Raw genomic sequence first — 16,699 nt, 5'->3', positions numbered from 1 at the left:
TTTTAGGTGAGTCATTAATAAAGATTTGGAATTGTGACAGAGTGCAAATTCAGACACATAAAAAAACGTCATCGCTTGCATTAGAAAGGTTTCTGGCCGACCTTATAACCATTAATTACGAAGCGCAAAAAAAATAATATTTCCTCATTTTCCACAGTGAAGTGATTAACTATGCTGATTCCGTCAAAATTAAGTCGTCCGGTTCGACTCGACCATACCGTGGTTCGTGAGCGCCTGCTGGCTAAACTTTCCGGCGCGAACAACTTCCGGCTGGCGCTGATCACAAGTCCTGCGGGCTACGGAAAGACCACGCTCATTTCCCAGTGGGCGGCAGGCAAAAACGATATCGGCTGGTACTCGCTGGATGAAGGTGATAACCAGCAAGAGCGTTTCGCCAGCTATCTCATTGCCGCCGTGCAGCAGGCAACCAACGGTCACTGTGCGATATGTGAGACGATGGCGCAAAAACGGCAATATGCCAGCCTGACGTCACTCTTCGCCCAGCTTTTCATTGAGCTGGCGGAATGGCATAGCCCACTTTATCTGGTCATCGATGACTATCATCTGATCACTAATCCAGTGATCCACGAGTCAATGCGCTTCTTTATTCGCCATCAACCAGAAAATCTCACCCTGGTGGTGTTGTCACGCAACCTTCCGCAACTGGGCATTGCCAATCTGCGTGTTCGTGACCAACTGCTGGAAATTGGCAGTCAGCAACTGGCATTTACCCATCAGGAAGCGAAGCAGTTTTTTGATTGCCGTCTGTCATCGCCGATTGAAGCCGCAGAAAGCAGTCGGATTTGTGATGACGTTTCCGGTTGGGCGACGGCACTGCAGCTAATCGCCCTCTCCGCCCGGCAGAATACCCACTCAGCCCATAAGTCGGCACGCCGCCTGGCGGGAATCAATGCCAGCCATCTTTCAGATTATCTGGTCGATGAGGTTTTGGATAACGTCGATCTCGCAACGCGCCATTTTCTGTTGAAAAGCGCCATTTTGCGCTCAATGAACGATGCACTCATCACCCGTGTGACCGGCGAAGAAAACGGGCAAATGCGCCTCGAAGAGATTGAGCGCCAGGGGCTGTTTTTACAGCGGATGGATGATACCGGCGAGTGGTTCTGCTATCACCCGCTGTTTGGTAACTTCCTGCGCCAGCGCTGCCAGTGGGAACTGGCGGCGGAGCTGCCGGAAATCCACCGTGCCGCCGCAGAAAGCTGGATGGCCCAGGGATTTCCCAGCGAAGCGATTCATCATGCGCTGGCGGCAGGCGATGCGCTGATGCTGCGCGATATTCTGCTTAATCACGCCTGGAGTCTGTTCAACCATAGCGAACTGTCGCTGCTGGAAGAGTCGCTTAAGGCCCTGCCGTGGGACAGCTTGCTGGAAAATCCGCAGTTGGTGTTATTGCAGGCGTGGCTGATGCAAAGCCAACATCGCTACGGCGAAGTTAACACCCTGCTGGCCCGTGCTGAACATGAAATCAAGGACATCAGAGAAGGCACCATGCACGCAGAATTTAACGCTCTGCGCGCCCAGGTAGCGATTAACGATGGTAATCCGGATGAAGCGGAACGGCTGGCGAAACTGGCACTGGAAGAACTGCCTCCGGGCTGGTTCTATAGCCGCATTGTGGCAACCTCGGTGCTGGGTGAAGTGTTGCACTGCAAAGGCGAATTGACCCGCTCACTGGCGCTAATGCAGCAAACCGAACAGATGGCGCGCCAGCACGATGTCTGGCACTACGCCTTATGGAGTTTAATCCAGCAAAGTGAAATTCTGTTTGCCCAAGGGTTCCTGCAAACCGCGTGGGAAACGCAGGAAAAAGCGTTCCAGCTGATCAACGAGCAGCATCTGGAACAGCTGCCAATGCATGAGTTTCTGGTGCGCATTCGTGCACAGCTGTTATGGGCCTGGGCACGGCTGGATGAAGCCGAAGCGTCGGCGCGTAGCGGGATTGAAGTCTTGTCGTCTTATCAGCCTCAGCAACAGCTTCAGTGCCTGGCAATGTTGATTCAATGCTCGCTAGCCCGTGGTGATTTAGATAACGCCCGTAGCCAGCTGAACCGTCTGGAAAACCTGCTGGGGAATGGCAAATATCACAGCGACTGGATCTCTAACGCCAACAAAGTCCGGGTGATTTACTGGCAAATGACCGGCGATAAAGCCGCCGCTGCCAACTGGTTGCGCCATACGGCTAAACCGGAGTTTGCGAACAACCACTTCCTGCAAGGTCAATGGCGCAACATTGCCCGTGCACAAATCTTGCTGGGCGAGTTTGAACCGGCAGAAATTGTTCTCGAAGAACTCAATGAAAACGCCCGCAGTCTGCGGTTGATGAGCGATCTCAACCGTAACCTGTTGCTGCTTAATCAACTGTACTGGCAGGCCGGACGTAAAAGTGACGCTCAGCGCGTGTTGCTGGACGCATTAAAACTGGCGAATCGCACAGGATTTATCAGCCATTTTGTGATTGAAGGCGAAGCGATGGCGCAACAACTGCGCCAGCTGATTCAACTCAATACGCTGCCGGAACTGGAACAGCATCGTGCGCAGCGTATTCTGCGAGAAATCAATCAACATCATCGGCATAAATTCGCCCATTTCGATGAGAATTTCGTTGAACGTCTGCTAAATCATCCGGAAGTGCCAGAGCTGATTCGCACTAGCCCGCTCACGCAACGTGAATGGCAGGTACTGGGGCTGATTTACTCCGGTTATAGCAACGAACAAATAGCGGGTGAACTGGAAGTGGCGGCAACCACCATCAAGACGCATATCCGCAATCTGTACCAAAAACTCGGCGTCGCCCACCGTCAGGCCGCGGTACAACACGCGCAGAAACTGCTGAAGATGATGGGATATGGGGTGTGAGTTTAGCCGGATAATACGTCGGATCCGGCTTACATCTTTATATCATTCAATGCTCACCCGCGTTACGCCATCCGCCTCCACCAGACTAAACCGCACTGGCAAGAAACGCTCCACCACCGCAATATTGGTCAGCAGATGGCATGAGGGATGGGCGACCGTAAATTCTCCCGCGCCCGCCAGCGCCATCGGCAGTACCAGCTGGTCGGCGAGATATTCCCCCACCGCCGCCGGGCTTGCCAGGTAGCGTTTCACCTCTTTCACCAACTGTGCCGCGACCACTTCGGCACTGATGCGCTTTTCACCGACGACAAAAAAGCGTTCGGTGATATTTTCACTTTCGACTTCAAGCGAGACGGTATTACCCGGCCCCTGGTCACGCGGCAGGTTATGAATATTCTGCTCATGCAGGGAAAAACTACCCGCCAGCGTAGCGATTTCACGCTCAGCAACATGCCTCGGCACGCCAGCTAATAGCACCTCTCCACGCATCTGCACAATGTTCCCGCGCTCGCCAAGTTGCAAGGTGTTAAACAATGCCACGGGCGAGACTTCCGTTGCCACCACCCCGCCTCCAGCAGGATAAAAACCGTGGCGTAATAATGTGGTTTGCTGATGAATGCCCATTTTCGCCAGCAGCGGCTCCAGCACCCGGCGGATAAAATCCGCAGGCGGTGCCGACGGGTTATCGGTGCCGCCGCTCACTTCAACACGCGAAGGCCCATCAGCAAACCACAGCGCGGGTAGCACCGTTTGCAGCACCAGCGTGCTGCTTCCGGCACTACCGATAGCAAAGCGGTAATCGCCGCCGCACACGGTGCCGGGCCGGAAGATCAGACGCTGCGCCCCCAGCTCCGCGCCTTCCACCGTTGCTCGGCAAATTTCCGTCGCCGCCTTAACCGCGGTCAGATGCTGGCGCAACAGCCCCGGTTTCGCCCGCCCGGCACGAATGTCAGTGATGGTAAATGGCTGGCCAGTTATCATCGACAGGCTCAGCGCCGAGCGCAGGATCTGCCCGCCGCCTTCGCCCTGTGCGCCATCCAGCGCAATCATCCTTTTCATCATTTATCCTTTTACGCACACCACCTGACGCAGGGTATAGATAACTTCCACCAGATCGCTTTGTGCCGCCATCACCGCATCAATATCTTTATACGCCATCGGGATTTCGTCGATCACTTCGGCATCTTTACGGCATTCCACATGCGCGGTGGCACGAATTTGATCTTCCACGCTGAACATTTTTTTCGCTTTAGTACGGCTCATAACCCGCCCGGCACCGTGGCTGCACGAACAGAACGACTCTTCATTTCCCAGCCCACGGACGATAAAGCTTTTCGCTCCCATCGACCCTGGAATAATTCCATATTGACCAGCACGCGCAGACACCGCGCCTTTACGCGTCACGTAGATCTCTTCACCAAAGTGCTGTTCTTTTTGCACATAGTTGTGGTGACAGTTGATCTCTTCCATCGCCAGCGTTTGTGGCTGTCTGACCGTTTTCTGCGTAATGCTCTGCAACGCCGTTACCACGTTTTCCATCATCGCATCGCGGTTAAGGCTGGCAAAAAGCTGCGCCCAGGCCACGGCTTTCAGGTAATCATCAAAGTATTCCGTACCTTCCATAAAGTACGCCAGATCACGCGACGGCAACGTTTCAAGCGTTTCCTGCATCTCTTTTTGCGCCAGATCGATAAAGTAAGTCCCGATGGCGTTACCAATTCCGCGTGAACCGGAGTGCAGCATAATCCACACCTGGTCCGACTCATCAAGGCAGATTTCAATAAAGTGGTTACCCGTTCCCAGCGTTCCCAGGTGTTTATAGTTGTTAGTGTTAAGGAAACGGGGATATTTTTGCGTTAACCACTGATAACCGGCTTCAAGCTCAGTCCATTTCGCATCGACGTTAACAGGCGGGTTTTCCCATGCGCCTTTATCACGTTTACAACGGCCAGTGGTACGTCCGTGCGGCACGGCCGTTTCAATCGCCTGACGCAGCTCCGCCAGGTTTTCAGGCAGGTCTGCCGCCGTTAACGCGGTACGCAGCGCGTTCATTCCACAACCGATATCCACGCCCACCGCCGCCGGAATAATCGCCCCTTTGGTCGGGATAACGCTACCAATGGTGGAACCTTTACCCAGGTGTACATCCGGCATTACCGCAATATGTTTGAAAATAAACGGCATCTTCGCCGTATTAATAAGTTGCTGACGCGCATCGGCCTCTACCGGCACGCCTTTGGTCCACATTTTTACCGGGGCATTTTCAGTGGTCAGTAATTCGTAATTCATTTTGTTTTTCTCTTTTCGTTGTTTGCTGTCCTGATAATTGCAACCGTCGTGCCAGAAAATTAAATAAGCAGCTTAATTTTTTAATTCATTGTTTTTAATAGATTAAATCTTTACGTCCGTAAACGGAGATTTCCCGCAAAGCCAATTTACCGATAATGAAATATCGTCTTTTATAAGGATATCTAAGATGCGTAAAACAGTGGCTTTTGGTTTTGTCGGAACGGTGCTGGATTATGCCGGGCGCGGCAGTCAGCGCTGGTCAAAATGGCGTCCGACACTCTGTCTATGCCAGCAAGAATCGTTAGTTATCGATCGGCTGGAATTATTGCACGACGCCCGCTCGCGCTCGCTATTCGAAACGCTTAAACGCGATATCGCCAGCGTTTCGCCAGAAACAGAAGTGGTGGGCGTTGAGATAGAACTGCATAACCCGTGGGATTTCGAAGAGGTTTACGCCTGCCTGCATGATTTCGCCCGTGGTTACGCGTTCCAGCCAGAAAAAGAAGACTATTTAATTCACATCACCACCGGTACCCACGTCGCGCAGATTTGCTGGTTTCTGCTGGCGGAAGCGCGTTACCTGCCCGCCCGGTTGATACAATCTTCACCTCCGCGCAAAAAAGAACAGCCGCGCGGCGCAGGTGAAGTGACGATTATCGATCTCGATTTAAGCCGTTATAACGCCATCGCCAGCCGCTTTGCCGAGGAACGCCAGCAAACGCTTGATTTTCTTAAGTCCGGCATTGCCACGCGTAACCCCCACTTCAACCGCATGATTGAGCAGATCGAAAAAGTGGCGATCAAATCCCGCGCACCGATCCTGCTCAACGGCCCGATCGGGGCGGGTAAGTCATTTCTGGCGCGACGCATCTTTGAATTGAAACAGGCGCGGCATCAGTTTAGCGGCGCGTTTGTGGAAGTGAACTGCGCCACCCTGCGTGGCGATACCGCCATGTCGACGCTGTTTGGTCATGTGAAAGGCGCGTTTACCGGGGCGCGGGAGTCGCGGGAAGGATTATTACGCAGCGCCAACGGCGGGATGTTATTTCTTGATGAGATTGGCGAACTGGGCGCAGACGAACAGGCTATGTTGCTGAAAGCCATTGAAGAGAAAACCTTTTACCCATTTGGCAGCGATCGCCAGGTGAGCAGTGATTTTCAGCTGATCGCCGGAACGGTGCGCGATTTGCGCCAGCTGGTTGCCGAAGGCAAATTTCGCGAAGATCTGTACGCGCGGATCAATCTCTGGACCTTCACCCTGCCGGGGCTACACCAGCGCCAGGAAGATATTGAACCTAACCTGGATTATGAAGTGGAGCGCCACGCCTCACTCACCGGCGACAGCGTGCGTTTTAACACCGAAGCACGGCGCGCCTGGCTGGCCTTTGCGACATCTCCCCAGGCAACATGGCGCGGTAACTTTCGCGAACTTTCTGCCAGCGTCACACGGATGGCAACCTTTGCCACTAGCGGACGCATCACTCTGGACGTGGTTGAAGATGAGATAAACCGTCTGCGCTATAACTGGCAGGAGAGCCGTCCCTCCGCGCTTACGCAACTGCTGGGCGCTGAGGCAGAAAACATCGATCTCTTCGACCGTATGCAACTGGAACACGTTATCGCTATCTGCCGCCAGGCAAAGTCGCTTTCTGCTGCCGGACGACAGCTTTTTGATGTTTCGCGCCAGGGCAAAGCCAGCGTCAATGACGCGGATCGGCTACGCAAATACCTGGCGCGTTTTGGTCTGACGTGGGAAGCCGTGCAGGATCAGCACAGCTCCAGTTGAATATGATGGTCCGTCAGCACCTGCATCACGCTTACTGGCGGCGGGGCGTCGGTGTAGACAGCATCAACCATGCTGATGCTCCCCATATTGACCATCGCATTACGGCCAAATTTCGAGTGATCGACAACCAGCATAACGTGGCGCGAGTTCTCAATAATAGCGCGTTTGGTGCGAACTTCGTGGTAATCGAATTCCAGCAACGAGCCGTCGCTATCGATGCCGCTGATCCCCAGAATGCCGAAATCAAGGCGGAACTGGGAGATAAAATCGAGCGTTGCTTCGCCGATGATCCCGCCATCGCGGCTGCGTAATTCGCCACCGGCGAGAATAATACGGAAATCCTCTTTTACCATCAGCGTGTTAGCAACGTTAAGATTGTTGGTGACAATGCGCAAATTGCTGTGATTAAGCAGCGCGTGCGCCACCGCTTCCGGGGTGGTGCCGATATCGATAAACAGCGTCGAGCCATTAGGAATTTGCTCCGCCACTTTGCGGGCGATGCGCTCTTTTTCTTCGGTCTGGGTGGCTTTACGATCGTGCCATGGCGTGTTAACCGAACTGGAAGGCAGCGCCGCACCGCCATGATGGCGCAGGATCAGGTTTTGCTCTGCCAGTTCGTTGAGGTCGCGGCGAATAGTCTGCGGGCTGACGGAGAAGTGCTCCACCAGTTCCTCGGTACTGACATAACCTTGCTGTTTAACCAGTTCGATAATACCGTTGTGACGTTGTGTTTGTTTCATTTATAAATCCCTGGAATTATTTTCGTTTTCGCGCATTGAGCGAATCAACAAAAGCCATCGCTAAACCCACGGCTAACCCGGCGATGTGTGCTCCGTTCGCCATCGACATCCCAAACAAATCAAACCATCCGGCGACAATCCAGATCAGCGCAAAGATAATTAACCCACGTTGCAGGTAAATGCCACTTTGCGGATCGCGTTCGCCACGTAGCCAGACGTAGCCCATCAGCGCATACACCACGCCAGAAAGCCCGCCAAACCACGGCCCGCTGAATTTTTGCTGCACATAGCCGCTTAACAGGGCGCTAATGAGAGTAATGACAATTAGCTTACCGCTACCGAGGCGTTTTTCCACCGCACCGCCGAGATACCACCACCAGAGCAGGTTAAAGAGGATATGCATCAGCGAGAAGTGCATTAACGCGTGGGTGAAGTAACGCCAGAACTCAAATTTCAGTGTTGGATCGAATGGCCAGGCCAGCCATAACATCACTTCCTGATCGCCGAGAATTTGCATGGCAATAAACACCACCACGCAGGCGATCATCATCACCCAGGTTACCGGACCTGCGCGTTCACGCAAGGCAGCAAAGAAAGGATAACGGCGATAATGCAGGCCACTGCCGGTATGGCCCGCCTGCCAGCTGGCCGCCAGATAACGCGGATCTGCCGGGTTTTCGAGAAAACGCGCCAGCTCCGCCCGCACGCGCTCGGCCTGGGACTCATCCGCCAGCCAGACATCGCTTTGGTTATGTTGTTGAATCGTGAGGATAACACCCTGCGTCGCCATGTAATCAACAAACGCCTGCGCCACGCGGGGGTTAGCAAAAGAGGTAATCATCAACATCGTTGCTGTCGCTTATTCCACACAAAAGGGGACAGTATAAAGCGTTACGCGCCGTACGCCACCTCTGCAGGAAACTGACGCTGCCAGGCTTCAAAGCCGCCGTCAATGCTATAGACCACATCGTAGCCCTGTTGCAGCAGATACTGCGCCGCGCCTTTGCTGCTATTGCCGTGGTAACACATCACCATCACCGGAGTGTCAAAGTCGTTATCACGCATAAACGCGCCCAGTGTGTCGTTGGTTAAATGGAAAGCCTGCACCGCATGCCCCATTGCGAAACTCTGTGGATCGCGAATATCGACCAGCACCGCCTCTTTTTCCTGCAACTTCTGGTGCGCGTCGGCAACGTTAATACATTCGAACTGATCCATGCGTCTCTCTTTCTTTACAAACAAGTGGGCAAATTTACCGCACAGTTTACGTCGAAGCGGCAGATAAACGCCATAATGTTATACATATCACTCTAAAATGTTTTTTCAATGTTACCTAAAGCGCAATTCTTTGCTAATATGTTCGATAACGAACATTTATGAGCTTTAACGAAAGTGAATGAGGGCAGCATGGAAACCAAAGATCTGATTGTGATAGGTGGCGGCATCAATGGTGCTGGTATCGCGGCAGACGCCGCTGGACGCGGTTTATCCGTGCTGATGCTGGAGGCGCAGGATCTCGCTTGCGCGACCTCCTCCGCCAGTTCAAAACTCATTCACGGTGGCCTACGCTACCTTGAGCACTATGAATTCCGCCTGGTCAGCGAGGCGCTGGCTGAACGTGAAGTGCTGCTGAAAATGGCCCCGCATATCGCCTTCCCGATGCGTTTTCGCCTGCCGCATCGTCCGCATCTGCGCCCAGCGTGGATGATTCGTATTGGTCTGTTTATGTACGATCATCTGGGTAAACGCACCAGCCTGCCGGGATCAACCGGTTTGCGTTTTGGCGCAAATTCAGTGTTAAAACCGGAAATTAAGCGCGGATTCGAATATTCCGACTGTTGGGTAGATGACGCCCGTCTGGTACTCGCCAACGCCCAGATGGTGGTACGTAAAGGCGGTGAAGTGCTTACTCGTACTCGTGCCACTTCTGCTCGCCGCGAAAACGGCCTGTGGATTGTGGAAGCAGAAGATATCGATACCGGCAAAAAATACACCTGGCAGGCGCGCGGCCTGGTGAACGCCACCGGCCCGTGGGTGAAACAGTTCTTCGACGAGGGGATGCATCTGCCTTCGCCTTATGGCATTCGCCTGATCAAAGGCAGCCATATTGTGGTGCCACGCGTGCATACCCAGAAGCAAGCCTACATTCTGCAAAACGAAGATAAACGTATTGTGTTCGTGATCCCGTGGATGGACGAGTTTTCCATCATCGGCACCACCGATGTGGAATACAAAGGTGATCCAAAAACAGTGAAGATTGAAGAGAGTGAAATCAATTACCTGCTGAAAGTGTATAACACGCACTTTAAAAAGCAGTTAAGCCGGGACGATATCGTCTGGACCTACTCCGGTGTGCGTCCGCTGTGTGATGATGAGTCCGACTCGCCGCAGGCTATTACCCGTGATTACACCCTTGATATCCATGATGAAAACGGCAAAGCCCCGCTGCTGTCGGTATTCGGCGGTAAGCTGACTACCTACCGCAAACTGGCGGAACACGCGCTGGAAAAACTGACGCCATATTATCAGGGCATTGGTCCGGCGTGGACGAAAGAGAGCGTGCTACCGGGCGGAGCCATTGAAGGCGACCGCGACGATTACGCCGCGCGTCTGCGCCGCCGTTACCCATTCCTGACCGAATCGCTGGCATGTCATTACGCACGCACTTACGGCAGCAACAGCGAACTGCTGCTCGGCAATGCGGGAGCGATAAGCGACCTCGGGGAAGATTTCGGTCATGAGTTCTACGAAGCGGAACTGAAATACCTGGTGGATCACGAATGGGTCCGCCGCGCCGACGATGCCCTGTGGCGTCGCACAAAACAAGGCATGTGGCTGAATGCGGATCAACAATCTCGTGTGAGTCAGTGGCTGGTGGAGTATACGCAGCAGAAGTTGTCGCTGGCTTCGTGATTTAACGTAAGGTGGTCAGGTCAGATTTCGATCTGGTCTGAGACTGATGACAAATACAAAATTGCCTGATGCGCTACGCTTATCAGGCCTACGTGGCTTATGCAATGTATTGAATTTGCATGATTTTGTAGGCCAATAAGACGTTCACGTCGCATCCGGCATGGACAAAGCGCATATACAACCGATAACCAAAGTTGTAATTCCAGAAGTGAAATATGCCTGATCATGAGCGGGATAGAGAACAGTATCTCCCCAGAAAACTCAGCGTAATAATACAAGCAGCCAGCGCAACCACCGTCGGCCATATCAAGAACGGTACAATAATAAAGCCGAGAAATACCACACCTAGCAGCAAAACACCGTGAATTTGTTCATCGCGCTGATTCCTTTCCCTCGAGGGTTATTTCATTGTGGGATACATCGGCACATAACCCATATTTTCCATCAAACTTTACCCTACCGATGGCTAAAAACGGGCTAATCCGATTCTGCACTGACTCACACATCACTGGTATTCCACCCGCAAAACAGCCAGGGCATTATAACGGCCTGCAGCAGGGCGTCGCCCTGTGGTACTTACAGGGAGAGACAGAAAAGTCACATCTGCCGTCTGAGCTGACTCAGCCTGGTTTTCAACTAACTTAAATGGCACACCAACATGCGCAGCAAGAGCGTTCAAGTCTACGGATTCCTGTTGGCTATCCATAATCATAATACCAACGTCGGGGTTATCCTCCGCCTGAATAATGCTTTGCCGACCATTAACATCTCTCGTTGATGAAATATTGCCATCGAAAACCAGCGTCATTACGGCATCAATATCTTTGTTCGTACAATTTATCGGAATAGTGGTTGCCACTGGAGAAATACCTGTTGGTTTTACTCCAGCACCAGCCCGACTTAATTCGCTGGCCCAGACATCCGGCATATTAACGGTAAAACTAGTTCCCTCATTAATTGTGCAACCTTGTGGAACTTCAATATTTAAGTTGCCAATATAAGCATTAAATACTGGAATTGGTCCGTGCTCTGTTGGAAACTGGCTGACATACAAAGAAACCAGCAATACGTTATTTATTGATATATCGGATATTATTTTTTTATCAAGTCTGATTTTTATATAACCTTCTGTTCCTGAAGCCCAACTCGATGGTTTACTTCTGTCTGCTGGATAATTGGTGCTATAGTTGTCAAAAGGTACTGTCTTATCTGTCATTGTTCCGTTTTTATTATAAAGTTTAATATGCGTAGAGACAGATATCTCATGAGTTAATGGAATAAATATATCGTTGCTCTGATGATCACCAGATGCACCTGACGGATCTATACCAGATGTAGCTGTAAAATAAATTTCATAATCATCCAATGAATTACAGTAAGCATTATAATGCCCTATTTTCCAGTTCTGAACTGGTAGTACTGTTCCAGGTGAATTATTATTAACATCAGAAACAGTAACAGTGCCAAAATTATAAGAAAACGTCGCTGGAGTAGTATTATTACCTGGTGAGCCAGGATAACAAAAAGCGCGATCCCGTCCCATATCTTCAGCATATACGATGTGATAGCAACTACTGATTAAAAGAGCCAACAATATAAAAATTGCCTTTGTATTTCCCCAAAAATAAGTAAGCATCATGCTTCTCCGATTATCCATGTATCGCTACTGCACTCATCACATTATTTTGTAAAACATTTAATTTTACGCTCCATACGGGTAAGGCATTATTGTAAAGATCCAGTGTTTGCCAGTTAATCTCACAATATCCTTGCCGCTGACACCAATCCTGTTGGCGATGACTAAACGGTGCAACCATGCCACCATTTATGCTTTTACCATCAATAGATAAATTATAGAGTGTCACATACCAGGGCGTAGGGTTAAAAACGGTGACAGCTTCATTCTTTCGCGACCAGCGTAACTGTTGATAAGCGTCAAGTGGATTACCTGATAACGTCTCCGGGCGGTAAAATATTTTCATCCTATTACGTACAGCCACCTGGAGTTGATTTTCATTCTTGAGCTGTGAGTTTTGTTCCTGAGCAGGTAACGCTGCAACATTCAGTATAAATAAACTCTCACGATCTATAGGTAACTGCCCCCCCACGCGATTGATTCTTATTTTGGTATTTTTATCTTGTTTAAGTACCAATAATGGTGGTGTGGCAATAAACGCCTTATCTGGAAGTAAAGGCTGGGATTCCAGTGTCCCTTTTAACTGACGTCCATCATCAGGTGTCACGGAAATTTTAACCAGCATATCTTTACTGGCAGTATTTTTAAGCTCGACCGAAATTGATGACTGCTTTTCTGGGTAAACAAAACGAGTACCGCCAACAACAACTCCTGCCTGCGCATTTGTGCAACATATTAAAATGCATATCAGCACGTTAATCATAAGTGACGATAAAGGAAACTGATGCATTCGCATCTCCTGGTTGTACATCATTTTTTATAGCTTTATAAGCAGCAAAGAAATGCAATGTATTATCTACCAATGGTGTAAGGGCATAACTTGTACTCTTTATACCATTACTAATACTTTGTCTGTTGTTATCAAAAATAGCCAGTGCTAACCCATCGACTGAGCCCTCTTCCAGTTTATATAGGGCCGCGTCTTCACTAACTGGTATTCCATCAAACGTGACATTGGCATTACTGACATCACTGCCACAACGGGTTAACTTTAAAGAGAAGCCAATTTTTTCAGTAACACTCCCTGAATTTCTCACCGTATAACTGGGAACATCAGGCATGTTAACTGTGAAATTTTTAGACTCATCGGCAACAATACAAGTCTTTGCTGTTATAATTCCTTCGATGCGTACAACACCTGCATGCGTTGTATCATCAGCAATGGATGACATAGATATCACAGAGAATAATAGGGCAATTAAATTCCAATATCGTGTCATATTAACCTCACTGATAGTCTATATCAAAGTACAATAGTGCATTCGCCTGTCCCGCATGTACGTTTTGCTGAGTTGACTTATAGCGGAGTTTAAAGGTTAAACTGGCATCGCCATTATTATTTAAAATTAACTCTTTGAATCCTGACTCACTATTAATTGCTATAATTTTATCATTACTGTCTAAAATTTCGATGCCCACTCCAGTTGCACTATCCGCGCTGGAAGTAAGGCGTAATAAAGTGGTATTTATAGCATCAGCATCCCCGGTAAACTGCACATTAGCACTTACTCCTGAACTATAAACAGTACTGGTTGTTGTAGGACATCCTTCCAGATTGATCGTAAATGTATGGCTGCCAGAAACATCCCCTACATTCAAAAAATCATTGACGTCATAAGTTCCCATGTTTACTGGCTGGTCTTTACTTCCAGTTGTAATATCACACGTTTTTGCTAATAATTTTCCTGTAAATGTGACCACTACAGTATCGTTAGCCAGTGCGTTATATGAAATCACCATCATGAACAATGATCTAAACATTAATAGAATAAATTTTTGTAATATATTCATTAGCGGCACTCCAGATTTGCATAGCTAATGGCATTATCCAGTTCGCTTTTCGGTAATTGATAACTTGCCCGACATTGCTGATAAGCACTTTCTCCCCACTGTATATTTATTATGCCTTGTAAAGGCAAACCGGAGAGATAAACCTGCCCACTGTCACCCACTATTCCTGTAATCTGAGTTGTCCCCTCAGTGGGTACACTGACCGTCGCACCAAATGGAACTGGTTTATTACGATAGTGAACATTAAATAAACCACGAATACCGACATGTGCATTAAACTCAGCGCGAACTAAAGCACCTTTACTGGGTATCACTTCCATAGTAGTGGCATCTAATTCTGTATGCATACTCATAGACATAGGGTCTAAAGAGATATTATTACGCCGATATTCCGTGGCATAAGGCACGACAGCATAGCCACGCCAGTCTGTTTTAACCCCCGTTCCGTGCTCCACATTTACATTGTTGGCTCCTGGTGCTTTTATCAGTATATTTGTTTCACCTAACGGCTGACTTAGCGTTAAACCATTTTCGTGAACAACCATGGCACCACTTAAACCATAGTTAAATTGCTGGTTACCATTATTATCGTAGCTGTATCCGGAATTTAGTGAACCATAAGTACCGCGGTAATTTAACCCTACCGAGCCATTTTCGCCATTATTCTGGTTAGCAAAATTTTGTTGAATATTATAGTTGAGATTATGTTGTTCCAGCAGCGATCCAGATACTCCAGTATACTGATTCACATGACCGCTATTATCCTGACTATAACCATAAGTTGCTGTCATAGAATTTGTCGCAGTACGCCCATCGACAGCTGGTGATAACCAATTGCTGATCGGCAATGAGACATTTACGGATAAGATTCTGTCCGCATCTGAACCTGGTGACTTACTATAATTATAAGCAATATTTAAATAAATCCCATGTACACTCGTATTATAGCCGACCTGATACAAGGTATCTTTATTATTCGTATTCCAGTAAGTTTGTTGACTTGCCGCCAAATACATAGAGCCATATTCGCCCAATGGTTGCGATATATTTGCCTGAAACTTTCCTCTTTTGTTATAACGTAAATTATAAAAATCATTCCAGTTATAAACATAGTCTTTTTCATTAAGGGTATCTGGATCGATAACCGTACCCGACATTTGTTTGTATGTGGTATCACTCAACGAATAAAATCCCTCCGTCGAATAGCGATAACCAATAATCTGAAACGCCGTACCTGTCTGCACTAACGATTTTGAATATAGGAAACGGTACGATTGCCCTTGATGTTTACTGCCATCGGCAAGCGTGCTATTGGCTTGCGTTAAATCAAATGACGTCGCACCAAACATACCAAGGTTGAACCCAAGCCCGAGTGCTATTGCCCGATAATTATTTGAGTATTGCATCCCTCCGTAGGCGGTAATATCCCAGGGTAACCCCCAAATCAAATCTCCTTGAAAGACATTCGGACTGTTTTGATTATAGCTATTGCTACGATATTTACCGGCAGTTGCCGAATATTTAATATGCCCTTCGCGTTGAAGAATGGGAACAGCGGCGTAAGGAATGGTATAGATAGTTTCGGAATTATCAGACTCTTTGATCGTAACTTCCAAATCCCCAGCGGAAGACGTAGGGTTCAGATCGTTGATTTCAAAAGGTCCGGGAGGAGTATATGTCTGATAAATAACATAGCCATTTTGTTTGATCGTTACCTGAGCATTGCTTTTAGCAATACCGCGCACAGTGGGGGCAAAACCACTTTGGCTATCGGGTAGCATGTTTTCATCGGATTCAAGTTTAGCACCACGAATACTCACACTGTCGAAAACATCCGATGAAGACCAGGTATCACCTAGTGTTAATTCACTTTTAAAAGGAATAATTACTCGTTGTAACGTACTACTCACATGTGCAATTTTACCCGGTGAATTACCTGAACGACTCCATGTAGAATAATCACGAAAACGCCACGCCCCTAAATTTAAACCTGAACGGAGATTTAAATAATAACTATCAGACGCATAGTCTCCACGATCACTGTTGCCAGAAAAATCATAATTAATAAGAATGGCCGGGATACCATTATCCCATTCCTCAGGTGGAATATAACCACGGGCTTCATGCTTTAATATTGCCTGCGGAAAGGTCAGTTTGAGTCGTTGCGCATCCAGTTCAGGAGTGTATTGAACTTCTGCGAACCATATACGTAAATCGAGACAATTATTTCCCTCTGCTTGCGCCTGTTCCGGCAATGCACTTTTGTTAATTCCTAAAGTAACTAACTCATCGAGCGAAAAACAGGGGATCAACTGATTCTGCTCATCAGCTTTGAAAGTAACCTTACGTGATGTCAAAGGCGAATCATTGACCCATATTTCAACCTCATAACTACCAGGTAGATATGTCATCCCTTTCTCAAAACGAGATAAATCAGCAACAGCTTCTGTATCACCCGACAGGAATGCAGGGTTAAAACGCATACCCGCCACTGAACACGCAGGCAAAAGTGTCAGTAGAAGCAGCATACACCGCCTCATCTGCTTCTGCCTTGCCATCCTGTGTTCGAGTTTTCTGAGCTTTAGGTTCATATCCCTGACCTGAGTT

At 48.9% G+C, this 16,699-nt stretch carries 13 protein-coding genes and 1 pseudogene; 3 read left to right on the top strand and 11 right to left on the bottom strand.

Features of this window, described 5'->3' with window-relative positions:
- Positions 1 to 171: 171 nt before the first annotated feature.
- Positions 172 to 2,877, top strand: a complete 2,706-nt coding sequence (gene malT, locus ACK8NJ_RS01570; RefSeq protein ID WP_000906970.1) for an HTH-type transcriptional regulator MalT — start codon at positions 172 to 174, stop codon at positions 2,875 to 2,877.
- A 42-nt stretch (positions 2,878 to 2,919) separates the two neighbouring features.
- Here malT and rtcA read toward each other — a convergent pair whose 3' ends face one another.
- On the bottom strand, positions 2,920 to 3,936 hold the full coding sequence (gene rtcA, locus ACK8NJ_RS01565) for an RNA 3'-terminal phosphate cyclase (RefSeq protein ID WP_115429328.1): 1,017 nt from the start codon (positions 3,934 to 3,936) through the stop codon (positions 2,920 to 2,922).
- Positions 3,937 to 3,939: 3 nt separating this feature from the next.
- Positions 3,940 to 5,166: an RNA-splicing ligase RtcB gene (rtcB, locus tag ACK8NJ_RS01560; protein WP_137659749.1), complete on the bottom strand. Its 1,227-nt coding sequence runs from the start codon at positions 5,164 to 5,166 to the stop codon at positions 3,940 to 3,942.
- A 187-nt stretch (positions 5,167 to 5,353) separates the two neighbouring features.
- Between rtcB and rtcR the strand changes: the two genes are divergently transcribed.
- The gene (gene rtcR, locus ACK8NJ_RS01555) at positions 5,354 to 6,952 is read left to right on the top strand and encodes a DNA-binding transcriptional regulator RtcR (RefSeq protein WP_411962064.1); all 1,599 of its coding nucleotides are present in this window, start codon (positions 5,354 to 5,356) and stop codon (positions 6,950 to 6,952) included.
- On the opposite strand, the gene ACK8NJ_RS01550 is transcribed toward rtcR, so the two are convergent.
- From ACK8NJ_RS01550 to glpE, 3 genes are read right to left on the bottom strand one after another with little or no spacing between them, the layout of a single operon-like run.
- Positions 6,934 to 7,692, bottom strand: a complete 759-nt coding sequence (locus ACK8NJ_RS01550) for a DeoR/GlpR family transcriptional regulator (RefSeq protein WP_000815099.1) — start codon at positions 7,690 to 7,692, stop codon at positions 6,934 to 6,936. The genes rtcR and ACK8NJ_RS01550 overlap by 19 nt on opposite strands.
- A gap of 16 nt (positions 7,693 to 7,708) precedes the next feature.
- Positions 7,709 to 8,539 (bottom strand): rhomboid family intramembrane serine protease GlpG, encoded by an 831-nt coding sequence (gene glpG / locus ACK8NJ_RS01545; protein ID WP_000928723.1) that lies wholly within the window; start codon positions 8,537 to 8,539, stop codon positions 7,709 to 7,711.
- A 44-nt stretch (positions 8,540 to 8,583) separates the two neighbouring features.
- Entirely contained in the window at positions 8,584 to 8,910 is a 327-nt protein-coding gene (glpE, locus tag ACK8NJ_RS01540) for a thiosulfate sulfurtransferase GlpE (protein WP_000371928.1), read from the bottom strand.
- A 189-nt stretch (positions 8,911 to 9,099) separates the two neighbouring features.
- Here glpE and glpD point away from each other — a divergent pair, with 189 nt between their 5' ends.
- A complete protein-coding gene (gene glpD / locus ACK8NJ_RS01535) occupies positions 9,100 to 10,605 on the top strand; it encodes a glycerol-3-phosphate dehydrogenase (protein ID WP_411962063.1) in 1,506 nt (501 codons plus the stop codon).
- A 152-nt stretch (positions 10,606 to 10,757) separates the two neighbouring features.
- Here the strand turns inward: glpD and ACK8NJ_RS01530 are convergent.
- The 6 genes and pseudogenes from ACK8NJ_RS01530 to ACK8NJ_RS01505 form a co-directional block, all read right to left on the bottom strand.
- Positions 10,758 to 10,972: pseudogene (locus ACK8NJ_RS01530) on the bottom strand (hypothetical protein); the annotation flags it as partial.
- 138 nt (positions 10,973 to 11,110) lie between these two features.
- Complete coding sequence (locus ACK8NJ_RS01525; protein ID WP_223025111.1) at positions 11,111 to 12,241, bottom strand: fimbrial protein; 1,131 nt, start codon at positions 12,239 to 12,241, stop codon at positions 11,111 to 11,113.
- A gap of 13 nt (positions 12,242 to 12,254) precedes the next feature.
- Entirely contained in the window at positions 12,255 to 13,031 is a 777-nt protein-coding gene (locus ACK8NJ_RS01520; protein ID WP_001600603.1) for a fimbrial biogenesis chaperone, read from the bottom strand.
- Positions 12,997 to 13,521 (bottom strand): fimbrial protein, encoded by a 525-nt coding sequence (locus ACK8NJ_RS01515; RefSeq protein WP_000199429.1) that lies wholly within the window; start codon positions 13,519 to 13,521, stop codon positions 12,997 to 12,999. The genes ACK8NJ_RS01520 and ACK8NJ_RS01515 overlap by 35 nt, the downstream gene beginning before the upstream one ends.
- Before the next feature lie 7 nt (positions 13,522 to 13,528).
- Positions 13,529 to 14,062 (bottom strand): fimbrial protein, encoded by a 534-nt coding sequence (locus ACK8NJ_RS01510; RefSeq protein WP_423245298.1) that lies wholly within the window; start codon positions 14,060 to 14,062, stop codon positions 13,529 to 13,531.
- 29 nt (positions 14,063 to 14,091) lie between these two features.
- Positions 14,092 to 16,683, bottom strand: coding sequence for a fimbrial biogenesis usher protein (locus ACK8NJ_RS01505; RefSeq protein WP_411962062.1), 2,592 nt, complete (start codon positions 16,681 to 16,683; stop codon positions 14,092 to 14,094).
- Between the last annotated feature and the right edge of the window lie 16 nt (positions 16,684 to 16,699).

It is taken from the genome of Escherichia sp. F1 (assembly GCF_046764225.1).
GTDB lineage: Bacteria > Pseudomonadota > Gammaproteobacteria > Enterobacterales > Enterobacteriaceae > Escherichia > Escherichia coli.
This window is presented reverse-complemented; position numbering and strand designations above follow the sequence as displayed.